The following is a 24,496-nucleotide window of genomic DNA, read 5'->3' as shown; positions in this document are numbered from 1 at the left end:
GAAAGGGACTTCAATGCTGCCACTCTTCGACATGATGATGCAGGCACAGAACGGCGCCGCCACGGAGGCCATGGCCAAGCAGTTCAACCTCGCACAGGAACAGGCGACCAAAGCCATGGCGGCGCTGATGCCCGCCTTTTCCTCAGGGTTCAAACGCAGCGCGACGAACCCCTACAATTTCATGGGCGTAATGCAGGACATCACCTCCGGCAGTTATGCCAAATATTTCGAGGATATGAGCAAGGCCTTCACGCCGGAGGGTATTGCCGACGGCAACAACGTGTTGGCACGGCTGTTCGGCTCCAAGGAAGTATCCCGCGCCATCGCCGCGCAGGCCGCTCAGATGACCGGCATCGGCCAGGAGATATACAAGCGCATGCTGCCCGTCATGGCCGACACGCTGATGGGCGGCCTGTTCAAGGAAACCAGCGGCCAGATGCCTCAGATGGCCAATCCGTTCCTCAACACGGCGATGGGCGAGATGATGCAGAACTGGCTGCAAACCATCGGTTTTGCGCCAAAGCAACAGCCGACACCGCAGGCGAGCATCTTCGACAATCCTTTCACTCAAGCAATGGAGCTGATGTTCGGCGCTCAATCAGTCGAGCGCGAAAAGCCGACCGCTGCCGCCAACCCCTTCCTCGACAATCCCTTCGCCAAGGCATTCCAGGATATGATGCGCAACTTCCCGATGCCCGCGGAGCCGCCGAAAGAACAACCAAAGGCCAAACCTGCCACCCCTGCCGTCGACATGGCCGCCTATACGGAAATGTTCAACGCCATGTTCGACAGCGGCCTGGAAGTGCAAAAGAACTATCAGAAGAACATGGAAGCGATTTTCGACAGCTACGTGCAAGCGGAAGGTAAGCCCGCTCCGAAACATAACTGAAGCTCGCCGTTTAATCCTTTGCGAAGTGAGGGAGTCGTCCTCGCCCACCTCTGGCGATATTTTCGCACTGCTTGGCGCCAGGTGCTACCAACCGGAATTCCAGCATCGAAGAATAGCGAGCAGGATCTAGCGCCAGCAGCAGAAGTTACCAATCTTCGTAAGCTGAATCAGCTCGGGGCGCTTTATCGGCCTTTGGCAACTGTGGATCGACATGGTCCCAAGCTTGGCGGCTGGCAGTCCCGAGACGCTGCAGCCTGCGAGGGCGGTGGGCCGCAAGCCATCAGCACTGAAAAGATGATGCGTTGACGACGCGCGAAATCCTGTCTAGCTATAGCTGCATGAAGATCGCAATGGTTCTCGTAGTGGTGATAGGGCGCATGGGCAGGATGGTATAACTATCCGGCGAAAGCACCCATGCGCGGTAAGCAGGCTCCTGACGGGGCCTTTTTTATGCCCGGAGTTTGGGCCGCCGCCTCGTCAGATTTTCACAATATCCCACTGACAAAACGGACGAGAAGACCATGACGGGCGACAATCCCCTTCAGACTTCGTACACGCAAATGACCGAAAAAACGGTCGCAGCTCCGACGAAAGCTCCGCCTCGACTAACAACCCTCATCTTGCTGTCGGCGATCTCGGTGCTGCCGGTGAACATGATCTTACCGTCGCTGCCGAAGATTGCCGCTGCGTTTCACGCCGATTACGCACTCGTCAATCTTTCGATTGGCGGCTATACGATCGTCACAGCCCTGATAGAAATCGTCGCTGGCGCAATATCGGATCGTTATGGGCGCAGGCCGGTCGCTTTGATCGCCGTCTCCCTTTTCATCGTCGCGTCGGCTGGCTGCGCTTTTGCTCCCAATATCGGTGTTTTCCTCGTTTTTCGAGCGATGCAAGCGTCGATCGGCGCCTGCTTTTCCGTGGCTCTCGTCGTTGTCAAGGAAACATCGGGCGACCGCGGAGCGGCAAGCAGACTTGGCTATGTCTCCATGGGATGGGCGATTGCGCCCATGGTCGGCCCCATGTTTGGCGGGTTGTTGGACGAGCTGTTCGGATGGCGGGCGATCTTCGTTGTCTTGGCTATCCTCGGTGCGGCTGTCCTCGCCTTGTCCATACGCGAGCTAAGGGAAACCTCCACACGCGCATCGAGATCGCATGCAAACTATCTCGCCTCATATACTCAACTCCTGAGCTCGGCACGGTTCTGGGCCTATACACTGTGCATGGCCTGCTCCATGGGAACGCTTTATATCTTCCTGGGAGGCGCACCGTTGGCACTTGGTCAATCGCTCGGCGGATCAAGTGCGACACTGGGCTTTTACATGGGAATGGTTCCCGCGGGCTTCATCCTGGGTAGCTACCTGGCTGGCCGCTACGCCTCCCGAAATGCGCTGAGCATTATCCTCATCGTCGCACGCCTTTTCACATGCGTGGGGCTGTTGGTTGGCCTGGCCCTCGCGAGGTCGGGCATCACTCACGTTCTTGCGTTCTTTGGGCCGAGCATGTTCATCGGCATAGGCAATGGGTTGACCATGCCCGCCGCCAACACCGGCGTGCTGTCCGTGCGCCCCGATCTCGCCGGCACCGCCGCGGGGCTGTCTGCTGCAATGAGACTCGCTGGCGGAGCGCTCATGGGATCTATTGCCGGTCTGTTTCTTGCGCAGTCGGGTACGATCCATGCGCTGCTCGTTATGATGCTCATATCGGCATCGCTCGCATTGTTTGCGGCATTTTACGCAGCTTTTCTGGATTGGCGTACCTCCAAGCCGGTTTCCTAGCGGATGGCCGCTTTCCATCAAGCCAGAAATTCAAGTCGTTGCGCAATTCCCGGATATGGCAGCACGAACCGCAGCGCCAAATGATGGCGCTGCGGCCGGTTGCGGACCACTCAGACGGAGCCGGTCTGGCTCATGGCCTGGTGTTTGCGTCTTGGTTCCGGAATGCAGCCTCTCCGGCGTCCGACACCTCGACCCACTTCTTGTCGGGCGCTGCCTCTTCGACGTAGTTGTCGTGCCAGTTCCACCACTTGTAGGTTGGGGTCTGAGGATAGCCCTCAGGCGAGTCCTCCCAGACCTCCTGCCGGCCCAGAGGCGTGATGTCGAGGTAGTTCCAGGTGCCCCCCATCTGCTCGTCGCCGCGGTTGTTGATGAAGTAGGTGCGGAACACGCGGTCGCGGTCGCGGTAGAATACGTTCGTGCCGTGCCACTCGCCGACGCCGAAATCGGCGTCGAAGCTGTCCGTGAGGGTAAACCACGGTATCCCCTCCCAGCCCATCTGCGCCTTCAGCCGCGCGATATCAGCCTGAGGCGCACGCGAGACGAAAACGAGGGTTGTATCACGGGCATTCAGGTGGGCGAGGTGGGCCACCTGGTCGGCCACCATGGAACAGCCCCGGCAGGCATGATCGGGCCAGCCGAACACTCCCGGCTCGAAGAAGGCACGGTAGACAATTAGCTGACGCCGACCATCGAACAGGTCGAGCAGGCTGGCCTTGCCCGCGGGCCCCTCGAACGTATACGCCGTCTCCACGGCCATCCACGGCATTCGCCGGCGCTCGGCGGCCAGGGCGTCACGGGCGCGGGTCTCGGCCTTTTCCTTCACGAGCAGCCGCTCGCGGGCCGCCTCCCACTCCTGCGGCGACACGAGCGGTGGTGTTTGCATGGCAGGCCGTCCGCCTGTCCGTCCGTTCTCGGCTGATGTAGTCATGGCTTCTGAAACCTCCTTTGTTGGGCGAATTCCCGCGCTTGGTTGCTCAAACGCGTTTCCATTCGCTGCTCATCGCTCGTTGCTAGTCGTGAGGTAGTTTGGCATCGGAAATCGATCAGTGAGAGTAACAAGTGTGGCGGTATTCCGACGGAGACGTTGATTGCGGCGACGCGAGGATTGGCCGGCAACCGATGTTTTTGTCGGTTAATCACGCAGGTTCGCCTCACCTTCGGACACATCGGCGACCACAAAGCCGCCGCTCAATGGTCAGCAAATCGCCCCGATGTCGCCGCACCAAGCACTTTTAGACGTTCCATCGTGACCAACTCACTTGGCCCTCTGACGGCTGAGGCGGTCTTGCCGCCGATCAAATCATCTCAAATCATCCACGTTACAGAGGAATGGATATGATCACTCGTTATACACCCGTTGCAACGTTGACCGCTGCGGTCTTCAGCTTGATGACCTTTAGCCCGGCGTTGGCAGTGGAAGTAGCCCAGGCGCAAGAGCAGCAGCCGACGCAACAAGCGCCGGCCGATGGCAACGGTGCGGCCGTCAGCGATCAGAAAATCGAGGCCTTTGCCGTTGCCTATCTGAAAGTCGACAAGGTCAGGCAGGACTATTCTGCCAAAATTGGGGCGACGTCGGACGAAGTGGCGAAGCAAAAGCTGCAGACCGAAGCCAAGACGCAGATGGTTGAGGCCGTTAAAGCTTCTCCGGACATATCTGTCGAGGAATTCACATCGATTCTGACGGCGGCGCAACACGACCCCGCATTGGCCAACAAGGTTCGGGAAAAGATCGACAAGTCGGCACCGTCGCAGCAATAACCTGCGTCTCGCAGGTCGCTACGAACGCGGCGCAACGGAAGGCCCGCGCCAAGAGCAGTGCCGCCATTTGGCGGCCTCGCTTTCTCATTTTCCCGAAGCAATATCGGCCAAAGCCGACCCGGGCGGTCAGCTGCCACCAAACAGCGTATTTTTCTCATTCCGTAATCAGCACCTCGACAGCCTGTCGCGAAGACAGTTCCAGCCGGCGCGATATCTTGATGCCTTCCAGAAATACTTCGTCGTGACTGACAACCAGGAGGGCGCCGTCATATGCGCGCAGGCCTGCCTCGACTGCGGTGATTGAATCAATGTCGAGATGATTTGTCGGCTCGTCGAGGATCAGCAGCGACGGCGGCGTCGGTCCACCGAGGACGCACGCGAGGCCGGCGCGCAGCAACTGGCCGCCGCTCAATGTAGATACGATCTGAAGCGCAGCGTCGGCCCTGAACATGAACCGGGCAAGCGCCGCGCGGCAGGCATTTTCATCCGCCTGGGGGTCCATCCGCCGGAAGTTATCGCGGATCGAGAGTGACGGATCGAGAAGACTCACCTGTTGGTCGAGTATAGAGATCGTGGTCATCACGCGGATCGTCCCGACCCATGGCTGCAACTCTCCGGAGATCAGCGCCAGCAACGTCGTCTTGCCCGAACCGTTCGGACCGGTGACGGCAATGCGCTCCGGCCCCGTGATATCGAAAGTGAGATCGCTGATGATCGGACGGCCGGGCTGATAGCCAGCCGTCACACCGTCGATCTTCAGAACGACCTTGCTCGCCGGCAGTCCGGTCGGCGGAAGCCTGACCGACAGAGGCTGGAGGATTTCGATGCGCTCGCGGGCAGCGGCGGCGTCTCCAAGTGCCTGCGTGCGCCGGCGTTCGGCAAGGCGGGCATTTTCGCCGCCTGTCATCTCGCTCCGCTCTTTCAGCCCGCCCAGCATGATGCGCGGTATGTCGCCCTTGGCGGCCTTCCTCTTGCCGGCACGATCCCTTCGCGCCTGCCGCTCCACCGTTGCCTGTGCGCTACGGGCAACCTCGGCAACGCGCTTCTCCGCATCGGCAAGATCATGTTCGGCGGCGGCAAGCTCGAAAGCCTTGCGCTCGCGATACTGGCTCCAATTGCCGCCGTAGCGCGTGGCGCCAAGCGAGGTCAATTCGACGATGGCATCCATCGTGTCGAGCAATTCCCGGTCATGGCTGACGACAATCGCGCCGGCCCGCCAATTTGCAAGCAGCTCGATCACGGCTTCGCGGCCCTCGCGATCCAGATTGTTCGTCGGTTCGTCCAGAATGAGAAAATCGGGGTCGGTGAAAATCAACGCGGCAAGGCCAGCGCGCGTGCGCTGCCCGCCAGACAGCGCATCAAGAAGCGTCTCGGGCGTGGCATCGAGCCCGGCACGATCGAGAGCGGAAGCGATGCGCTTTTCCAGTGTCCAGTCCGCTGAAGCAAGTTCCTCGGCTGTTGCCTCACCCGCTTCAGCACGGTGGAGAATGGCAAGCGCTCCGGTCGCCTGGAAGAGATCGGCGACCGTTTCGTCGGGTCCCACTTGCACGCTCTGGCGCAGAACGCCGAGACTTCCTCCGAAAGATATCGCTCGGGACTGAGGCTGCAGCTCGCCGGTAATGAGCTTGAGAAGGGTACTCTTGCCGACACCATTGCGGCCGACGAGACCGGTGCGCTCGGCACCGAAACTCAGATCAATATTCGAGAAAAGCGGCCGGCCGTCAGGCGTGGACCACGAAAGATTGGAGAGGACAATGGATGCAGGCATGGATATGACGTTTCCCGGTGGCAAGGCAAATTGGCGTTGCGATCGGGTTGGAATCCATTGCGGCACACATCCTGTTGGAATGACTGATGGCCGGTAATCTAAGCGACATCAGCCTTTGGTTCAAGGTGGCTTAGAGTGCATCGAGGAAACGGATGACGCGGCTCCATGTGAGATCGGCCGCCTTGGCATCGTAATCCGGCAGGCTGGCGTCAGAATAGAGGTGGCCTGCACCCGGATAGGTGAAGACATCGGCCGCGATCTCTGATCGCGCGGCTGCAGATCGCCACGCGGCAACATCCTCCGCAGGTTCGAATTGATCCGGATCGGCAAGATGGACCTGCACCGGCAAGCCCTTGCGAGCGCTTTCCGGGATTTGGGCGATGCTATGAAGGAAGAGCACGCCAGCGGTCTGGGGCCGCTTCGGCCAAAGACTTGCCGCAACTGCCGCGCCCATTGAAAATCCGGCCAGAACTGTTGACGGCGGCAGGCCCGCCATCGCCCATTCCGCCCGTTCGCAGATGGTCTGCCAACCGGTCTCATCCTTTAATCCGAAGCCTTCGTCGATTGAGCTGGCGACCCAACCGTCATAGAGATCGGGCGCGAACGCCTTGTGTCCTGCCGCCTGCAAACGCTCGACAGCGTCCAGTTCGAGGGGGCGCAGCCCGTACACGGAATGGAAGAGGATCACTGTCGCCATTATCGTAGCCCTCGCATTTTAGCTTGGTCCCAACATAAGGCATTCGAAAGACAAGGCAATTTCCCCGATAGTCTTACCATTGGGGCGACGCCGTCTCCAAAAGAAAAAACCCGGTGTCGATACTGAACCGAACACCGGGTAAGAGGCAGGGCTTATTGGCTATCACCCTGCGGGGAAACGTTTAATCGGCCTCAACGACGGAAGTTGGTGAAGCCGAAGAAGCGCGTACGGCGACGCGCGGAGTTGGTCAGATAGCTGGACGGGTCCTCGAAGAAGGTCGAGGTGTTAAGCGCCGACGTGACGTCATGGCGTGTCAAGCCGATGTCCATCAGTTGGCTGTCGTTCAGCTCATTCAAATAATTGATCTCGCGGCGGTTGCGGAATGCGCGCCAGACGGATGCCATCTTATCGAAAGCAAGCGTCAGGCGTGCCGTCAAGGGCAGCGACGGCCTTGCGTGGCCGAGATGTAATGTCCGATCTGTCGTGCGCATTTCCATGGTCCTTTCCTTCAGGCACACGCTAGCCAAGCCCCTTCCCGGAAGTCCGGAGAAGGAGCGTCGACTGGGAGGAGTTCGACAGGAGGTTCTGTCCGATTGGTATGCTGATTTGCATTAGGAAGATGCCAAAGCCCTATTGATCAGTCCAACGAATGTTTCTAATGATAATTATCAAACTCTTTTATAGGTGAGATCATGGCCGCGCCGCTTGATATCGATCAGTTGCAGACCTTCATCGCCATTGTGGATTCGGGCAGCTTCACCAAGGCGGCCGACCGGGTGTTCAAGACGCAGTCGGCGGTTTCCATGCAGATGCGCCGGTTGGAAGAACGCGTCGGAAAACAGCTTTTCATCAAGGATGGCCGCGGCAACCGCCTGACGGCGGAAGGCGAAAAGCTGCTCAATTATGCGCGCCGCATCATCCGCTTGAATAACGAGGCGATCGCCGCCTTCGATGACAACCGGCTGGAAGGCACGCTGCGCATCGGCACACCCGATGATTATGCCGACCGCTATATGCCTGAGATCATCGGCCGCTTCGCCAAGACGCATCCGAACGTCGAGCTCTACATCGTCTGCGAACCCTCGGTGGATCTGGCCGAACGCATGCATCGCGGCGAGCTCGATATCGCGCTGGTCACCCATAATCCGCGTGAGAGAATGTCCGATGTTGTGCGGACGGAGCCGCTCTGCTGGGTCGGCTCGGCCAATCATCCGCTACGCGACGATGCACCTATTCCGCTCGCCGTCGGGCGTCGCGATTGCCAGTGGCGGCAGCTTGCCTGCTCGGCGCTCGATGCCGGCGGCCGCGACTATCAGATCCTGTTCACCAGCTGGTCCTGCACGGTGGTTGCCGCTGCTGTGCTTGCCGGCATGGCGGTATCGGTCATGCCGGAATCGGCGCTTCGCACCGGCATGAAGGTGCTGAGCCAGGCGGACGGTTTCCCGCCGCTCCCCCCGGTGCAGATCGGCATCATGAAGCGGCCGGGCCTTTCGGTATCGCTGATGAACGCCATCACCGCCCACATCTCCGCCTGTCTGGACAACATCACACCGGCTGTGGTCGACGACGATCTCGACGGCGATGTGAAGACCTTTACGCGCTACTATCCGCGTCTACGCGCCGGGCATATTCTGCCGGGCTGGTGATGTTTAGGCAGTAGGCGGTCGAGAATGAACGGCAACTTTTCGCCAATTGCAGACTTTCGGCGAAAGGATGCCTTCGGTTGCAGGTCGCTCGCCCCGACGGCATCGTCGTTTGGGCCAGTGAGGCTGCTCCTAATCACGAGGAAATTGCACAGGCCGCGTCGCGCTGGTTCGACGAAGCCAAAAATTATGTGACGAGCGAAACATCGCCCGGACATTGGTGAGAAGCGGGAGTTTCGCGATAACGCTATTTCGGCTCGTCCCATAGCGGTCAAAGACGTAGATGACTAAATGAGACTCTTGCGACAGCTCCTAGTCCGCTCCAGACCGAGAGCTGCCGCTGCTGGCGTCTGTTACGGAATTCTGGAGAATAGTTTGCCTATTGCCGGTTGCCTCGCCACTGGGCTCGGCGAACAGTGTCGCCCGGATCACCTGTTTCCATTCGTTGAGCATGCGGATCGCAAGGCTCCTCTCGCTCATGATCGCGAGGCGGACGGAGGCGCCGATGAGGTGGCTGAAGAGTTGGGTGCGGGCCTGCAGGTCGATCTGACTGTCGGCCGGAAGATAGGCTTCGATGCCCTTCAGGAAGATTTCGGCGACGCGATTACTGTGCTGTATGTTCAACTTCAGAAGATCCCGGTCCGTCTCCGTCCCCAGCCACACGCCCATATAGGTCGGATCACCGCGGAACTCGCGATAATACCAGTCGATCACGCCGCAGACGAGATCGACAGCGTGATCGAGGGACTTTACGGCGCTGAAGACTTCCGTCGTCTTTTGTTGGACGAGAACGGCGTGGCGGTCGAACAGCGCCGTTACGATCGCGGCTTTCTCAGGAAAATATTGATAAACGGAACCGATCGGCACGCCGGCAGCGGTGGCAAGCTCCGTCATTGTCATGGCGCTGACGCCTTTGTCGGCGATCAGTTGTGCGGCGGCCGACAAAATGACATCGACGCGGTGGATACTGCGTTCCTGCTTAGGCTGCTTGCGGAATTTGATGCGAGCGGGGTTTTCCGGACTCATGCATTTCCCATTTCATTGTCACTCGGAACGACGCCGGGGCGTGTGCCAGCTTATGCCACACGCTTGTTCAATGCGCGTAAATGAGAAAAGTTCAATTTTAAGTGTAATATAATGATACAAATGCGCTATGGGCAACAAAGGCCGAAGCGTGGCTGCCGCCTTTGCATAGCGATCCGCAGCCTGCACGCGAGATCGGCTGGGCTGGCGGCGCAGTCACGGCAGGACATGGACGCGCCGGCCCAAGCCATTATCGAGTCCAATCCCCGTGTCGCTAATCGCTTAGCTTAAGCCAGGTACTTCTTCAGAAACGCCACCGTCCGGCTCCAAGCAAGATCGGCGGCTTTCTTGTCGTAACGGGCGGCCGAGGTGTCATTGTTGAAGGCGTGATTGGCGCCGTCATAGACGAATATCTCGAAGGTCTTCTTGTCCTTTTCCAGCGCCTCGCGATAGGCGGGAATGCCGGCATTGATGCGCTCGTCGAGACCGGCATAATGCAGAAGAAGCGCCGCCTTGATATCAGGCACATCGGCTGCCGCCGGCTGCGCACCATAGTAGGCAACACCGGCCTTCAGCTCCGGCGACTTGGTAGCGAAGCGGTTGATGACACCGCCGCCCCAGCAGAAGCCGATTGCGCCGACCTTGCCGTTGGAGCCGTCGAGCTTGGAAAGGTAGGTCAGGCTCGCTTCGGCATTAGCGACCGTTTGCTCCGCATCGAGCTTGGTGAACATGTCGCGTGCCTTGTCCTCATCCTCCGGCGTGCCGCCGAGGGGCGACAGGAAATCCGGCGCCAATGTGATGAAACCTTCCAGCGCCATGCGGCGGGCGACATCGCGGATATGCGGATTGAGACCACGATTTTCATGAATGATGATCACAGCGCCGAGCTTCCCGCCAGCACCCTTCGGCCGAACGAGATAGCCTTTCATCTCACCACCCTTGCCAGGGTAAGTGACATCCTTCGTCTCGAGACGGCTGTCATCGGCGGCAACGATCTCGGCGCTAGCCTTGTTGGCCGCAAGCAACGGCGCGATCGCGGCCGCGGCCCCTGCCGAGCCCGCGAGCTTCGTCAGCTTTTCCATAAAACCGCGGCGATCGAGCGTCAGGTGCGTATATTCGTCGTAAGCATTGATCATCGCCTGGGTCACGATGGGCTTATCCATGCTCATATTGTGTTCCTCCTCATCTTTCCCCGGCAGCCCGCATCCCAAAGCAAAGCCACCCCGTGACAAGATAGGTCAATGGAGTGCAGTGGGATGGTAAAGGAAGAACACAAATACGTTACCGCAGGTTGTTCCCCGCGAAAACGCAAGTTTGGTTAGGAGAACGTCATCCAAACGGCAAGCCAGCCCCACATGCCGGCAAGAGCAATATAGCCGATGGCGAAAAGCGGGCTGCGATAGCGTAGATTGTTGCTGGTGACATGCACGAAGGTGTGGGCGTAGCGCGACCCAACGAAGATCCAGGCCAGGATGACGGCAGGCAGATTATCCGCCTGGGCGACGAATAGCGCGATAGAGCAAGCATAAAAGAGCACGGGAAGTTCGAACTGATTGGCGAGATTGTTACGCACCACCAGGCTTTGCGCCGGCTCGTCAGCAGCGTAATTTTCGCGAAATTGCGATTGCCTGATCTTGCCGGCCTTCACCGCACTCCGGCGGCGCAAGCCTAACAGCGCGTAAAGAATATAGACAAGCACCGCATGGGCCATCATGGGCCAGAACATTTCATAGCCGGTCACGCCGCCAACTCCTTAGAGCAATTCCAGGAAAAGTGCGAAGCGGTTTTCCGTCCGGAATTGCGTAAAACAAAGGGATAGAGCGGGAAAGCGATTCCGTGAAACGCTGAACCGCTCTAGGGATTGCTGAACGGCAGAAACAACCGCTCAGGACGGCTTGGAACCGTCCGGAGACAGGTAGCGAAGAATCGCGAAACGGGCCAGTAGAATGATGGTGACGACCAGTGACAGGAACTTCAGCCGCACGATGACCGGCAGAAGACCCGAGAGCAGCGTCACGGTGCCATCAGGCGGCGCAGCCGGCGGAAAGAGCAGTAAGCCGGCAATGTTCTCGGAATAGTCCATCACGCCGTAGAAAATCGGCAGGAAGAAGATTAGCGCGACCACCGCAGGCCGGATCGGCCGGCCGAAAAAAGTGCCGCCCGGCCCGACCAATCGCAGCAGGCAGAACAGCAAGCCGCTCAGCACCAGCGGAAAGACGAGCTCCGGCCCGAGATACATGGAATGCAGGATCGCCGCCGGGTCGGGCTGATCTTTGAGATATCGCACCATGGCGACGACATCTTCCGACTCGTAGCCGCCGATGCGCGCATCCAGCATTTCCTGCCCGCCGGCTGCGGCGCGGAAGGCGGGGACAAAGCCCGCATAGATCCAGGCGAAGAGCGCCAAGGACAAGGCCGCGAGGACTGCCGTCAGGCCTTGAAGAGACCTGGCGTTGCCTTGAGCGCTACCCTGCATAGATCAGACGCCGGCGCCCGGATAGTTCGGGCTCTCGCGTGTGATCGTGACGTCGTGGGCGTGGCTTTCCCGAAGTCCTGCACCGGAGATACGTACGAACGTAGCGCGCTCCTGGAAGTCCTTCAGATCGGCGCCGCCGACGTAGCCCATCGCAGCCTTGAGGCCACCGGCGAGCTGGTGCAGCACGCCCGAGACCGAACCCTTATAGGGGACCTGGCCTTCGATACCCTCAGGCACCAGCTTCAGCGTGTCGCGCACTTCCGCCTGGAAGTAGCGATCGGCCGAGCCACGCGCCATGGCGCCAACGGAACCCATGCCGCGATACGCCTTGAAAGAACGGCCCTGATAAAGATAGACCTCACCCGGGCTTTCATCCGTTCCGGCGAGAAGCGAGCCAACCATGGCAGCCGATGCGCCGGCGGCGATCGCCTTGGCAAGGTCGCCGGAGAACTTGATGCCGCCGTCGGCGATGACGGGGATGTTCTGGTCCTGCGCGGCCTGGACTGCCGACATGATGGCGGCGAGCTGCGGCACGCCGACGCCGGCGACGATGCGGGTCGTGCAGATGGAGCCGGGGCCGATACCGACCTTGACGGCGTCCGCGCCGGCGTCGATCAGCGCCCGTGTGCCGTCATAGGTGGCAACATTGCCGGCCATGATACGAACCGAGTTGGAGAGCTTCTTGACCCTGGTGACGGCGTCGAGGACACGCTGCGAATGGCCGTGGGCGGTATCGACGACCAACAAGTCGACGCCGGCCTCGATCAGGCGCTCGGCACGCTCGTAGCCATCGTCACCGACGCTGATGGCGGCGGCGGCGCGAAGGCGGCCCTGCGCATCCTTCGAAGCGTTCGGGTTGAGCTGCGACTTCTCGATATCCTTGACGGTTATCAGGCCGACGAGGCGGCCCTCGCCGTCCACGACCAGCAGCTTCTCGATGCGGTGCTGGTGCAGCAGGCGCTTGGCCTCCTGCTGCTGCACGCCGTCCTTGACCGTGACGAGATTTTCGCGGGTCATCAATTCGTAGATCTTCTGCTCCGGATCGGAGGCGAAGCGGACGTCACGGTTGGTGAGGATGCCGACGAGGCGATGCGACTTCTCGACAACCGGGATACCGGAAATGCCGTGCGCCCGCATCAGGCCGAGCGCTTCGGCAAGCGTTGCTTCCGGACCGATCGTTACCGGATTGACCACCATGCCGCTTTCGAACTTCTTGACTTGGCGGACCTCTTCGGCCTGCTGGACCGGCGTCAGGTTGCGATGGACGACGCCAAGGCCGCCAGCCTGGGCCATGGCGATGGCGAGACGGCTTTCCGTCACGGTGTCCATGGCCGCTGACAGAATCGGCAGGTTGAGTTCGATGTCTTGGGCGATGCGGGTGGCGATGTTCGTCTGGCCGGGCATGACCTCGGAGTGTCCCGGCTGCAGGAGCACGTCGTCGAATGTCAGAGCATCCAACCCGGTTGACGTTTCAATAATGCGTGCCATGGCCAAATTCCTTCGTCTGTGAAAAGCAGGACGGCTCCGGAACGAATCGTCTACCGGGCGATCTTGCAAGTGTTGCTTGGAAGTTGGCGAGGGCTGGTAACACGTCTATGACAGGAAGGGAATAGGGAAAAGCGCCCGGCGCACGACCGGGCTTTCGAGATTGGCCTAAATCTTGCGCGGCAGTTCGATCTCAGAGATCGAACTGATAGGTCTTCGGGATGTAGCGGAAACCGTCCTGATGCTTTTCGACGAAACCGACTGCCGGGAACGGCATATGGAAACCCAAGAAGGGGATACGATCGGCGGAGATCATGTCGAAGACACGACGACGGGTCTTGGCGGCCTGGATCTTGTCGGCGTCGAAGCGCACTTCCCAATCCGGGCGGCCAAGCGAGAGAATGTAGTGATTGGCGACATCGCCCGTCATCACCAGCTGCTTGCCATCCGACTGCAGGTGGAAGACGAGATGACCGGGCGTATGGCCGGGAGCGAGCATGGCTGTCATGCCGTTGACGATCTGATCGCCTTCCTTGAGGAAGGTCATCTTTTCGGCAAAAGGCACGACATTGGCAAGCACCGCCTTGTGGCCGCCTTCGGCAGGTGTCCCTTCGCGGGCCTTGTCGGTCCAGAATTCATATTCGATCTCGCCGGTGACGTAGCGTGCGTTCGGGAAGGCCGGGGCGCCGTCCTCTATCAACCCGCTGATGTGGTCGCCATGCAGATGCGTCAGAGCGACCACGGTCACCTGCTCCGGCGTGTAGCCGACAGCCTTCAGACCTTCGCGAAAACGGCCCAAGCCGCGAGCGCGGCCGGCGGGGCCGAAGCCGGTGTCGACGACGATCACGTCGGTGCCGGTGTCGATGATAGCAGGTGCATAGCTGTTGACGAGCTTTTCGGTCGGCAAGAAGTTCTGCGCCAAAAGCTTCTGCACCGTTTCCGGAGCCTGGTTCGACCCGAAGATTTCCCAGGGATTGTCCAGAATGTTCGCACCATCCTTGACGACGGTGATGGTGCAGGACCCCAACTTGAAATGATGGGTGTCGGGCGGCAGAACAACGGCTGTCATAATCTCATTTTCTCCAATGGTGGCAGCGTAAGCTGCGCCTGTCATCGTCATCGGCAACGGCAAGCTGGTATACGATCTTTCATGGTCGATAATTTCGCCATGACATATCCATCCAGATCCGCTAATACACAAAACGACGTTTTATGCGTTTAGCATTTCCATGCGTTTAGCATATGTCAAACTTGGTATCCTATACTGGGCTGCAAGCGGCATCACGAAGACGTGATCTCCAAGAAGCCACAGGGCAGAATCGGGGATTGGCAGAGGCCGCACATAGGACTACAGAGCGGGTGCCCGTCTCAGGCGGGCCCCTTCCCCGAAGACACGACCCACCAAGGCATATGCCTATGAATCGCATCGTTCCCCTGATCCTTGCCGTCGCTCTTTTCATGGAACAGATGGATTCCACCGTGATTGCGACCGCGCTGCCGGCCATCGCGGCGGATCTCCATGTTGGTCCGATCACGCTGAAACTTGCGCTGACATCCTATATGGTGTCGCTGGCGGTGTTCATCCCGATCAGCGGTTGGATGTCGGATCGCTTCGGGGCGAAGAACATCTTCCGGCTTGCCATCTGCGTCTTCGTCATCGGTTCGATCATGTGCGCCTTCTCGGGCGGCCTGCTGGAATTCGTCGCAGCCCGCTTCCTGCAAGGTCTCGGCGGCTCGATGATGACGCCGGTCGGGCGCCTTGTGCTGGTGCGCACGACACAGAAGAGCGACCTGGTCTCGGCCATGGCGCTACTTTCCATTCCCGCCCTCGTCGGCCCGCTTGCCGGACCGCCCCTCGGCGGCTTCATCACCACTTACGCCTCCTGGCACTGGATCTTCCTGATCAACGTGCCCGTCGGCATTCTGGGCGTCATCTTGTCGTCGATCTTCCTGCCGGAGGTCGAGGCGACCATGCCGCCAAAGCTCGATTTCACTGGCTTCCTGCTGACGTCCTTCGCGGCCGCCGGCGTCGTCTTCGGCATGTCGGTCATTAGCCTGCCGGCACTACCGCCGTTCATCGGAATCTCGGCCGTCCTCATCGGCTTCATCTGCGGCTTCCTTTACATCGGCCATGCGCGCCGTCATCCGGCGCCGATCCTCAATCTGCAGCTGCTGAAGAACGCTACTTTTCGCGCGTCCGTCACCGGCGGCACGCTGTTTCGCATCTGCATCGGCGCTATGCCCTTTCTAACGCCGCTGATGCTGCAGCTCGGCTTCGGCCTCAATCCGTTCCAATCGGGCTTGATCACCTTCGCCGGCGCCATCGGCGCCATCAGCACCAAGTTCATCGCACGCCGCGTCTTCACTGCCGTCGGCTTCAAGACCGCGCTGCTGTCGGCGGCAGGGATCACGACGATCACCACGATCTGCACTGGCCTGTTCCAGCCGTGGACGCCGCATCTCATTATCATCGGCGTGCTCCTGGTTGGCGGCTTCTCGCGCTCGTTCTTCTTCACCGGCATCAATGCGCTCGCCTTCGCCGACATCAGCGACAAGCAAGCGAGCCAGGCCACGTCGATGAGCTCGGTCATGCAGCAGATCAGCCTGGCACTCGGCGTCGCCGTCGCCGCCATGATCCTGGAAACCTCGACCTTCTTCAGCGGCACCGAGCTGCAGGTTCGCGATTTCCATATCGCTTTCTTCTGCATCTCCATCCTGACCGTCGTTGCGACCATTCCCTTCATCCGGATGGACCGCAGCGCCGGCGCCACGGTCTCCGGTCACAAGGCCGGACTAAAACGTGTGGCCGCGATGCAGCCGCAGATGCCGCAGCACCAGCAACCGGCGGTGAAGTAGTTCGTTCGAGAAACGCTGAGAGGTCTATTCAGGCCGCTCGCAGACGGCGCTGAGCTTGTTGCCGTCGGGATCGCGCACATAAGCCGCATAGAAATTTGCATGGAAAGAGCGCAGGCCCGGCTTGCCCTCATCCTTGCCGCCATGGGCAAGGGCCGCGGCGTGAAAGGCGTCGACATCGGCACGGCTTTCAGCGTGCAGAGCCACCATCGAGCCATTGCCGATCGTAGCAGCGCGGTGATTGTAGGGAACCACCACCCAGAAACGGCAGCGGACATCGCCATCGGCGGCGTAGCCGATTTCCTCATCCGATTCGCGTTGACGCCGGTAGCCGAGGATCGGCATCACCGCATCATAGAAGCTGCGTGCACGCGGAATATCGTTGGAGCCGAGAGTGACGTAAAGAAGCATGGTAAGAATGCGCTGCCTGCGATGCCGATGGGACTGCATCATCGGACAAAAGCGATGGCTAAATCAAGCGCTCGTTGCTTCGTCGTCCGTCTTGCGACCCTTGAAGCCTTTCGCCAGCAGGAACATCTCCACTGACTCAGCTCTGGATGCGCCTGGCTTCACATGAATGACCTGGCGAAAATTCTGCTTCAGCAGCGTCAGCAGGTCGCGTTCCGTGCCACCCTGGAAGGTCTTGGCGAGAAAATGTCCGCCTTCGGAAAGGACCTCGACTGCGAAGTGCGCGGCGACCTCGCAGAGATGCATGGTGCGCAGATGATCGGTGCGCTGATGGCCGGTCGTCGGCGCGGCCATATCCGAAATCACCAGATCGGGCGTGCCGCCGACGGCGTCGATCAGTCGCTGCGGTGCGTCCGGATCGAGGAAGTCGAGCTGCAGAATGGCAACGCCCGGCAGCGGCGCCATTTCCAGGAAATCGATTGCAGCAACGCGGATATCCTCTTCCGTCGATCCGGTGACCTTGGCGGCAATCTGCGACCAGCTTCCCGGCGCAGCGCCGAGATCGATGATGCGGCGTGCGCCCTTGAGGATATGGTGCTTCTCGTCGATCTCCAGCAGCTTGAAGGCAGCACGGGCGCGGTAGCCTTCAAGCTGGGCACGCTGCACATAAGGATCGTTGATATGCCGCTCCAGCCATTGCCGCGAAGAGGCTTTCAGCTTCTTTTTCTTGACGCGCTGGCCGAGCTTGCGGCCGGTACGGTTGCCGGCGATCGTTGGCTTGGTCATGCCTGCGGTCCCTTCGTATCCTTCGGTCGATGGCCGCGGCGCGAGCGGCCGCGCCGCCACACACCGTCATCCGCCATCATGTCGGTGAGCAGTCCTTCGCGCAGGCCGCGATCGGCAACACGCATGCGTGGGCTTGGCCAGCGGCGGCGGATCGCCTCGAGAATGGCGCAGCCCGCCAGCACCAGATCGGCGCGGTCCGGCCCGATGCAGGGATTGGCGGCGCGGCCGGCGAAGTCCCAGGAAAGCAGCTTCGCCTGCATTGCCGTCACCTCGTCGTCGGACAGCCAGACGCCGTCGACCCGACGCCGGTCGTAGCGCGGCAGATCGAGATGGACGCCGGCGAGCGTCGTCACCGTGCCGGACGTGCCGATCAGATGGAAATCGCCGCTGTCGCGGGCAGCCTCCTCGACGGGCGGGCAATCGAAGCGTTCGAGCATGCCCGAGACCTCTCGCACCATCGCCTCGAACAGGTCCGGCGTGACGTCGCGGCCGCCATGGCGTTCCGAGAGCGTCACCACGCCAACGGGCAACGAGGTCCAATGAGTGATGTGATTGGCAAGCCGGCTGGAGCGGTTCTCCCCAATGCGGATGACAGCGATTTCCGAGGAGCCGCCGCCGATATCGAAGAGCACGACCGAGCGCGCCTCGGGACCAACCAGCGACGAACATCCGGAGACGGCAAGACGCGCCTCCGTCTCGCGATCGATGATTTCGAGCCGCAGGCCGGTCTCTTCCGTGACACGGGCGAGGAAGGCTTCGCCATTCTCCGCCGCGCGGCATGCTTCGGTTGCGATCAGTCGCATGCGGCGGATCTCACGCGTCTTCAACTTGCCGGCGCAGATGCGCAGAGCCTCGACGGCGCGGTCCATCGCATCGCTTGAGAGCCGGCCGCTGGCGCCAAGGCCCTCGCCGAGACGGACAATGCGAGAAAAAGCGTCAACGACCCGGAATTGACCAGGGCGCGTAGGCTGCGCGATCAGCAGGCGGCAATTGTTGGTGCCGAGATCGAGCGCCGCGTAGAGATCGACGGGCCGGGTGTCGCCATCGGCATGGTGATATGGCGCATGGCCGTCGCGACGCTGCTGCGGCGGATGCCGGTCATGATGGTGGTCATTGTGAGCGGGAGTATGCTCAGCAGTGACATTGGCGGCAGGAACGACGATCTGTGCCGTCTTTTCGTGCACCAGCGGGCGGCCCTGCAGACCGCGCTTGCTGCGATGCTTGCGCCTGTTCTTGCCATTCTTGTGCGAAGGCGCATGGCCGTGCTCGCCCGCAACGCGATGTTCCTGAGAGGCGGAAACCTGATGCTGCTGTGATGAGGAGGCATGCTGCACACCATCATGCGCTCCGCCACGGGAACGGCGGCGGCGCTTGCGCTTTTTGGCCGGAGAACCGGCGTCGTTATCTGCTGGGCGTGTCGCCACCGGACTGGACGTGCCGGTCTGGTTGGCCTCCGCAGAATAAGCGTTCGGACGGCCGGAACCGCCGCGCTTACGCTTAGCGCGCCGGGAGGATTTACCCTTCCTGCGCTCTGCTACCGACGCCCCGTCTGCCTGCGGCATTTTGCCGCTGTCGGGGTCACTCACGTATCTTTTCCACCGCGCCGCGCAAGGCCGAAAGGCATGCTGCAGGCGCTCATTCGATTTTCGTTGGGTGGAGAATATCAGCAGGATGAGTTTTCGCCAAATTCTTTTTGAATCGCGTGATTTGCGGGAGTTAACCCCTGCGCGTCGCTGGGAAAAAGGCCAACGTCAAACCGCCAAGCTCGCCCGGACGCCATCCGCCAGCGTCTTCATCCGGTCGATCGGCGAATGGCCGATCAGCATGAAGGCGTGGGTGGCGTTCGACCAGTAGACGACATTCATGCCGCGGCGGTTTTCCATGTCCGGTTCGGAAGTACCCCTGGTCGAGGGAATGATGCAAAGCGCCATCGGCCCGCTTTCGGGGTCGAGATAAGCGATCTGCGCCAAAGGTTTGCTGTCGTAATTCAAGACCTGGGCACGCTTGAAATCGACGCCGGGCATGGCGACGGTTTCGGGCGTCAGCGTGAGGCCGAGTTTGGAGCCGACTTCACTCAATTGCGCAGCCTGTTCAGCATGATCGCCCGCCGGCGCGCTCAGCGTATCCGGCGTATAGAGGGAAAGATATTCGGCGACGACAGCGCGCCACTCGGTCCCCTCGTCCGGCTTGGCAAGGCGATGGTTGATGCCGATCGCGGCGCGGTCGATGGCGATGCCCACGACCAGGCAGGCAGCGATCGCCGACAGGAAGCCACGGCGGCTGATGCCCGAAGCGGCTTTCTTCTGCTCCTTTGTGGAAGGGATGGCGGCAAGCATAGCGTCCAGCTTGGCGCTTGGGGCCGCGGCAAGCACAGGCTCGAATGCCTCACGGAAAGGCAGATCGCTGCGCGATAGGAAATCGAAACGTTCCGCCACTCGAACGTCGTCAGCGATCAGCTTTTCCATCCTGTCACGCTCGGCCGCTCCCAGCTCGCCGTCGATGAAGGCGGTAAGCAGCTCGTCCGAGGGCATATTGTTGTTGTCCAATTTACTCATTCTCGTTCCCCAGTCGCCCACCCCCTGAAAGCCGCGCACAGTCTGCCGATCCGATGCCATCAGCAAGCTTTGCTCGCGCTGCCGCCAGCCGGCTCATCACCGTTCCGATCGGCACATCCAAAACCTCCGCCACCTCGCGATAGGACAATCCTTCGACATAGGCGAGGAATACCGCGGTGCGCTGCGCTTCCGGCAGCGCCTGCACCTGTTTCAGCACCTGGCCGGCGAGAATATGCGTCTCCGTCTGGCGCGCGCCGTCGAAAACCAATGTTTCGTCGGCATCGACAAAACCCTGCCCCATGCGCACCCGGCGCGACCGAATCTCGTTCAGCCAGATCGAGTGCAGGATCGAAAACAACCATCGGTCGAGCCGTGTGCCGGCCGCGAACTGGTCAGCCCGCTCCAGCGCCCTGACGCAGGTCGCCTGCACCAGATCATCTGCCACGTCGCGTTGGCGAGACAGCACCACGGCATAGCGCCAAAGCCGCGTCAGATGCTGCGACAGACCCGCCCTGATATCCTCTTCGCTCGCTATGGCACCCTCCGCGAGGTTCGCGTTTTTGGGAATCGCCGGTCTTGCCGGCGGTTCCGATCTTACCCGACTATAAGCAGAAATTGTGGAATGAGCGACTGACACTCGAATATCCCTCTGAATGCTGACTGCCTATAGCGGCCATCTTAGGTCCGACGCTTGAAATCAGAGGCTCGACGGATTCTGAATGGCGTTGTTCAGATCCTGATATTCCTCACAAGCGGTGTTGCCGCAGAGCGTCTTGATCGTGCTCAACTGGTCCTTGGCAAGGTCGATCTGACCCTTGATGACATAGGCTTCGCCGAGATATTCGCGAACCAGCGAATACTTCGGGTCCATTGAGACGGACTTCAGGTAATAGGAAATGCCTTCATCCGTGCGGCCGAGCTTGCGGGTGGCATAGCCGCGATAGTTCAATGCTTCTGCCGTGTTCGGATTCTGCATAGTGTCGAGAACCGCCAGTGCTTCTTCATAGCGGTGGTCCTTCTTGGCGAGCGAGTAAGCATAGTCGGCGCGGTTTTCGTCGGTGATGTTGGCGCCCTGCTGCTTCACGCACTTCTTCGCCTTCTTGTCGTAGATCTCGCCCTTCTTGCAGGTCGGAGTCGTGCTACTATCGTCGCCGATCGCGAAAACCGGGACAGTAAAAGCGCCGAGGGTGAGGCAGGCGCCGAGAGCGACGGAGGCCAGGCGGAAAGCGGTAGTCGTCATGGGATTGCTCCTTGGCAAAAATGAACGTTGCGATGGGTGAACACGCCATCCGTTCATTTTATTCGCAGCGACCGAATATTTTTCTTGCGCTTGTAGTCACGACCTCCCGTCACTCTTTCGTGACGGAGACCACGCGAATAATTCCTGATACTCGCGTGTTTCCACATACGTACCCGCCGAGGGTCGCAAGGAGAAACAAGTGACCGATACCGTCAAGCTTGTCAGTCTGGCTGTCGCCACGCCCGACAACATCATCTACCAATCGGAGGCTGCCGAGACCGCCGGCCGTCTGTTTGCCGATCGTTTTCGCGAGTTCAAGCATCTCGCCCGCGTGTTCGAAAGCGCCGGCATCCGCAAGCGTTATGTCGCCCGTCCGCTTTCCTGGTTCGAACAGTCGCATGGCTGGCAGGACCGCATGGAAGCCTATGCCGAGGTCGCAAGCCAACTCTTCAGGAAAACCGCTACCAACGCGCTGACACGTGCCGGTCTGAGAGCCGAGGAGGTCGACTGCATCGTCACGGTGTCGTCGACCGGCGTTACAACGCCGAGCCTGGATGCACGGCTCGCGCGCGAGATGGGCTTCCGCTCCGATATAGAGCGTGTGCCGGTCTTCGGCCTCGGCTGCGCGGCCGGCGTTTCGGGCCTTGGCATCGCCTCGCGCATGGCGAAGAACCGTCCGGGCGCCGTCGTACTTTTCGTCGCCATCGAACTCTGCTCGCTCGCCTTCCGGCTGGACGAACTCACGCGGCCGAACATCGTCGCGACAGCGCTGTTCGGCGACGGCGCGGCCGCCTGCATCCTGCGCGCCGGAAAGGATGGTCTCGCGGAGATCGAATCGACGGGCGAGCATCTCTTTCCCGATACTCTCGGCATCATGGGCTGGAAGATCGACGATACGGGCTTCGGCATCATCCTGGACCAATCGCTGCCGCCCTTTGCCGAAGCGAATATCAAGCCCGCCGTCGCCGGCATTCTAGAGCGCGCGGGCCTGACGATATCGGATGTCGACCGCTTCATCTGCCATCCCGGCGGCACCAAGGTGCTGGTGGCACTGGAGACCGCCTTCGGCCTCGAACCCGGCTCGCTGGATATCGAACGCGAGGTGGTCGGCGACTACGGCAACATGTCATCGCCGACGGTACTCTTCGTGCTCGAGCGTGCGATTATCGCCGGCCTGCCGAGACGTTCGGCCCTGGTCGCCATGGGGCCCGGCTTTTCGGCCAGCTGCGTTACGCTGAAGAGGGTCGCCTGATGCTCTGGCCATCGATCGCGCTTCTGTCCTTCGTCACCCTGCAGCGGCTGGCCGAACTGGTGTACGCGCGCCGCAACACCGCCACTCTCCTTGCGCGCGGCGCGCGCGAGATCGCATCGGAACACTATCCCTACATGGTGGCGATGCACGCGGTCTGGCTCATCGGCCTGTGGTTTCTGGCCGCCGGCCGTCCGATCAGTCCTGTCTGGTTCGTTGTCTTCATGGTGCTGCAGGGTTTGCGCATCTGGGTGCTGGCGACACTGAAAGGGCGCTGGACGACACGGATCATCGTGCTGCCGGGCGCTGCTTTGGTGACGAGCGGGCCCTATCGCTTCCTCAGCCATCCGAACTATGCGGTGGTCATCGGCGAGATCGCCGCGCTGCCGCTCGCCTTTGGTCTGCCGCTCTACGCCCTGATCTTTTCACTGCTTAACGCCGCCATCCTCACCGTGCGTATTCGCGCTGAAAATGCGGCTTTGAGAGAGGTCATGGCTTGATCGCATTTTTCATTTGCGCCGCAGCATTTTGGCAGGCATTTTCGATACTTGGAGCATGATCCCCAAAAGCAGGAAACGGTTTTTGGACGAGTTCATGCGCAAATAAATGAAGCATGCGGATAGCAGGGAACATGACAAAAGACGCAATCGTGCTCGGCGCAGGCATCGTCGGCGTATCGACGGCCATCCACCTCCAGCGGCGCGGGCGCCAGGTCATTCTCGTCGACCGCAAAGCGCCCGGCGAGGAGACCTCCTTCGGCAATGCCGGCCTGATCCAGCGCGAGGGCGTCGTGCCCTACGGTTTTCCGCAGCAGTTCGGCCTTCTTCTCCGCTATGCCTTCAACAACCGCATCGACGCGCATTATCATCTGCGTGCGCTGCCGGGGCAGATCGCCTTCCTTGCCCGCTATTGGTGGAATTCCAACACCAAGCGGCATGAGATGATCTCACGCGCCTATGCGCCGCTGATCGAGCATTCCATCAGCGAGCACAAGGATCTGATAGAAGCTTCTCACGCCGAGGAACTGATCCGCAAGAACGGCTGGATGGAGATTTTCCGCACGAACGAGAAACGCGATGCGGAAGTCGCCGAGGCCGAACGTCTCAACCGCGAATTCGGCATCGCCTACGACGCGCTGACCGGTGCCGATATCGCGACGCTGGAGCCGCATATCAAAGGCAGCTTCTCGGGTGGCCTGCGCTGGCGCGATCCCTGGTCCGTGCTCGATCCGCATGGGCTGATCGCCGCCTACCGTGCTTATTTCGAGAGCATTGGCGGGCGTTTCGCGATCGGCGACTCCGTCTCGCTCGGCCGGTCCGGCTCCCAGTGGAAGATGGTGACGTCGGAGGGCTCGATCGAGGCCGAGGATGTCGTCGTCGCTCTCGGCCCCTGGGCTGATCTCGTGACGAAGCGTTTCGGTTATGCTTTTCCGTTGGGCGTCAAGCGCGGCTATCACATGCACTACGCCGCCGAAGGCAATGCCATCCTCAACAATTGGACGCTGGATGCCGAGCGCGGCTATTTCCTGGCGCCGATGAACCGCGGCATCAGGCTGACGACCGGGGCGGAATTTGCCCTGCGCGATGCGCCAAAAACACCGATCCAGCTTGACCGCGCCGAAGCCGTCGCCCGCACCGTCTTTCCGATTGGCGAGCGACTTGATCCGGAGCCCTGGATGGGCGCCCGTCCCTGCACGCCGGACATGATGCCGATCATCGGCAAGGCGCCGCGCCACAATGGCCTATGGTTCGCCTTCGGCCACGCCCATCATGGCCTGACGCTAGGCCCCGTGACCGGGCGCGTGCTGGCTGAGCTGATTACCGGTGAAAAGCCGTTCATCGATATCTCGGCTTACGCACCGGACCGGTTCGCGCCCTAATTTAAGGGC

At 60.6% G+C, this 24,496-nt stretch carries 24 protein-coding genes and 1 pseudogene; 9 read left to right on the top strand and 16 right to left on the bottom strand.

Going from position 1 to position 24,496, the window contains the following annotated elements:
• Window positions 1-13 precede the first annotated feature (13 nt).
• On the top strand, window positions 14-889 hold the full coding sequence (locus tag FHT86_RS19805; protein ID WP_133708524.1) for a DUF937 domain-containing protein: 876 nt from the start codon (window positions 14-16) through the stop codon (window positions 887-889).
• Window positions 890-1,410: 521 nt separating this feature from the next.
• A complete protein-coding gene (locus FHT86_RS19800) occupies window positions 1,411-2,667 on the top strand; it encodes a multidrug effflux MFS transporter (RefSeq protein WP_133708523.1) in 1,257 nt (418 codons plus the stop codon).
• A 130-nt stretch (window positions 2,668-2,797) separates the two neighbouring features.
• On the opposite strand, the gene FHT86_RS19795 is transcribed toward FHT86_RS19800, so the two are convergent.
• A complete protein-coding gene (locus tag FHT86_RS19795; RefSeq protein ID WP_166656859.1) occupies window positions 2,798-3,595 on the bottom strand; it encodes a DUF899 domain-containing protein in 798 nt (265 codons plus the stop codon).
• A gap of 401 nt (window positions 3,596-3,996) precedes the next feature.
• Here FHT86_RS19795 and FHT86_RS19790 point away from each other — a divergent pair, with 401 nt between their 5' ends.
• Complete coding sequence (locus FHT86_RS19790; RefSeq protein WP_183868848.1) at window positions 3,997-4,425, top strand: DUF4168 domain-containing protein; 429 nt, start codon at window positions 3,997-3,999, stop codon at window positions 4,423-4,425.
• Between the two features lie 154 nt (window positions 4,426-4,579).
• Here FHT86_RS19790 and FHT86_RS19785 read toward each other — a convergent pair whose 3' ends face one another.
• From FHT86_RS19785 to FHT86_RS19775, 3 genes are all read right to left on the bottom strand, one after another.
• On the bottom strand, window positions 4,580-6,193 hold the full coding sequence (locus FHT86_RS19785) for an ABC-F family ATP-binding cassette domain-containing protein (protein ID WP_133708520.1): 1,614 nt from the start codon (window positions 6,191-6,193) through the stop codon (window positions 4,580-4,582).
• A gap of 130 nt (window positions 6,194-6,323) precedes the next feature.
• Complete coding sequence (locus FHT86_RS19780) at window positions 6,324-6,890, bottom strand: dienelactone hydrolase family protein (protein WP_133708519.1); 567 nt, start codon at window positions 6,888-6,890, stop codon at window positions 6,324-6,326.
• A 191-nt stretch (window positions 6,891-7,081) separates the two neighbouring features.
• A complete protein-coding gene (locus tag FHT86_RS19775; RefSeq protein ID WP_133708640.1) occupies window positions 7,082-7,381 on the bottom strand; it encodes a DUF1127 domain-containing protein in 300 nt (99 codons plus the stop codon).
• 201 nt (window positions 7,382-7,582) lie between these two features.
• Between FHT86_RS19775 and FHT86_RS19770 the strand changes: the two genes are divergently transcribed.
• Together FHT86_RS19770 and FHT86_RS38915 are read left to right on the top strand one after the other, a co-directional pair.
• The gene (locus FHT86_RS19770) at window positions 7,583-8,536 is read left to right on the top strand and encodes a LysR substrate-binding domain-containing protein (protein ID WP_133708518.1); all 954 of its coding nucleotides are present in this window, start codon (window positions 7,583-7,585) and stop codon (window positions 8,534-8,536) included.
• A 77-nt stretch (window positions 8,537-8,613) separates the two neighbouring features.
• Window positions 8,614-8,757, top strand: coding sequence for a hypothetical protein (locus FHT86_RS38915; RefSeq protein ID WP_409527603.1), 144 nt, complete (start codon window positions 8,614-8,616; stop codon window positions 8,755-8,757).
• An 88-nt stretch (window positions 8,758-8,845) separates the two neighbouring features.
• On the opposite strand, the gene FHT86_RS19765 is transcribed toward FHT86_RS38915, so the two are convergent.
• From FHT86_RS19765 to FHT86_RS19740, 6 genes are all read right to left on the bottom strand, one after another.
• Window positions 8,846-9,559: a TetR/AcrR family transcriptional regulator gene (locus FHT86_RS19765; protein ID WP_133708517.1), complete on the bottom strand. Its 714-nt coding sequence runs from the start codon at window positions 9,557-9,559 to the stop codon at window positions 8,846-8,848.
• A 284-nt stretch (window positions 9,560-9,843) separates the two neighbouring features.
• Window positions 9,844-10,719 carry a dienelactone hydrolase family protein gene (locus FHT86_RS19760; RefSeq protein ID WP_133708639.1) on the bottom strand — a complete coding sequence of 292 codons (876 nt, stop codon included), beginning with the start codon at window positions 10,717-10,719 and terminating at the stop codon, window positions 9,844-9,846.
• Window positions 10,720-10,874: 155 nt separating this feature from the next.
• Complete coding sequence (locus tag FHT86_RS19755) at window positions 10,875-11,297, bottom strand: MAPEG family protein (RefSeq protein WP_133708516.1); 423 nt, start codon at window positions 11,295-11,297, stop codon at window positions 10,875-10,877.
• Window positions 11,298-11,441: 144 nt separating this feature from the next.
• Window positions 11,442-12,032 (bottom strand): hypothetical protein, encoded by a 591-nt coding sequence (locus tag FHT86_RS19750; protein ID WP_133708515.1) that lies wholly within the window; start codon window positions 12,030-12,032, stop codon window positions 11,442-11,444.
• 3 nt (window positions 12,033-12,035) lie between these two features.
• Window positions 12,036-13,520, bottom strand: a complete 1,485-nt coding sequence (guaB, locus tag FHT86_RS19745; protein WP_133708514.1) for an IMP dehydrogenase — start codon at window positions 13,518-13,520, stop codon at window positions 12,036-12,038.
• Between the two features lie 190 nt (window positions 13,521-13,710).
• Window positions 13,711-14,637: an MBL fold metallo-hydrolase gene (locus tag FHT86_RS19740; protein ID WP_133708513.1), complete on the bottom strand. Its 927-nt coding sequence runs from the start codon at window positions 14,635-14,637 to the stop codon at window positions 13,711-13,713.
• A gap of 296 nt (window positions 14,638-14,933) precedes the next feature.
• Between FHT86_RS19740 and FHT86_RS19735 the strand changes: the two genes are divergently transcribed.
• The gene (locus FHT86_RS19735; protein WP_133708512.1) at window positions 14,934-16,373 is read left to right on the top strand and encodes an MFS transporter; all 1,440 of its coding nucleotides are present in this window, start codon (window positions 14,934-14,936) and stop codon (window positions 16,371-16,373) included.
• 24 nt (window positions 16,374-16,397) lie between these two features.
• Here FHT86_RS19735 and FHT86_RS19730 read toward each other — a convergent pair whose 3' ends face one another.
• From FHT86_RS19730 to FHT86_RS19705, 6 genes are all read right to left on the bottom strand, one after another.
• Window positions 16,398-16,781 carry a VOC family protein gene (locus FHT86_RS19730; protein ID WP_133708511.1) on the bottom strand — a complete coding sequence of 128 codons (384 nt, stop codon included), beginning with the start codon at window positions 16,779-16,781 and terminating at the stop codon, window positions 16,398-16,400.
• A gap of 63 nt (window positions 16,782-16,844) precedes the next feature.
• The gene (locus FHT86_RS19725; protein WP_133708510.1) at window positions 16,845-17,564 is read right to left on the bottom strand and encodes an RlmE family RNA methyltransferase; all 720 of its coding nucleotides are present in this window, start codon (window positions 17,562-17,564) and stop codon (window positions 16,845-16,847) included.
• A complete protein-coding gene (locus FHT86_RS19720; protein ID WP_133708509.1) occupies window positions 17,561-19,150 on the bottom strand; it encodes a Ppx/GppA phosphatase family protein in 1,590 nt (529 codons plus the stop codon). Before FHT86_RS19720 ends, FHT86_RS19725 begins: the two co-directional genes overlap by 4 nt.
• 165 nt (window positions 19,151-19,315) lie before the next feature.
• The gene (locus tag FHT86_RS19715; protein ID WP_133708638.1) at window positions 19,316-20,095 is read right to left on the bottom strand and encodes an anti-sigma factor family protein; all 780 of its coding nucleotides are present in this window, start codon (window positions 20,093-20,095) and stop codon (window positions 19,316-19,318) included.
• 16 nt (window positions 20,096-20,111) lie between these two features.
• Window positions 20,112-20,756: an RNA polymerase sigma factor gene (locus tag FHT86_RS19710; RefSeq protein ID WP_133708508.1), complete on the bottom strand. Its 645-nt coding sequence runs from the start codon at window positions 20,754-20,756 to the stop codon at window positions 20,112-20,114.
• A 60-nt stretch (window positions 20,757-20,816) separates the two neighbouring features.
• Window positions 20,817-21,359: a tetratricopeptide repeat protein gene (locus FHT86_RS19705; RefSeq protein WP_133708507.1), complete on the bottom strand. Its 543-nt coding sequence runs from the start codon at window positions 21,357-21,359 to the stop codon at window positions 20,817-20,819.
• A gap of 196 nt (window positions 21,360-21,555) precedes the next feature.
• On the opposite strand from FHT86_RS19705, the pseudogene FHT86_RS19700 reads away from it, so the two are divergent.
• The 3 genes and pseudogenes from FHT86_RS19700 to FHT86_RS19690 all read left to right on the top strand — a co-directional run.
• A pseudogene (locus FHT86_RS19700) lies at window positions 21,556-22,611 on the top strand (type III polyketide synthase); the annotation flags it as partial.
• On the top strand, window positions 22,611-23,108 hold the full coding sequence (locus FHT86_RS19695) for an isoprenylcysteine carboxyl methyltransferase family protein (RefSeq protein WP_133708505.1): 498 nt from the start codon (window positions 22,611-22,613) through the stop codon (window positions 23,106-23,108). The pseudogene FHT86_RS19700 and the gene FHT86_RS19695, both read left to right, overlap by 1 nt.
• A gap of 131 nt (window positions 23,109-23,239) precedes the next feature.
• Complete coding sequence (locus FHT86_RS19690; protein ID WP_133708504.1) at window positions 23,240-24,487, top strand: NAD(P)/FAD-dependent oxidoreductase; 1,248 nt, start codon at window positions 23,240-23,242, stop codon at window positions 24,485-24,487.
• Window positions 24,488-24,496: the final 9 nt, after the last annotated feature.

Origin of the sequence: Rhizobium sp. BK313 (assembly GCF_014193655.1) — a bacterium.
Taxonomy (GTDB): Bacteria; Pseudomonadota; Alphaproteobacteria; order Rhizobiales; family Rhizobiaceae; genus Rhizobium.
Note: the sequence above shows the minus strand (reverse complement) of the source record. Positions and strands in the feature narration are given on the sequence as shown.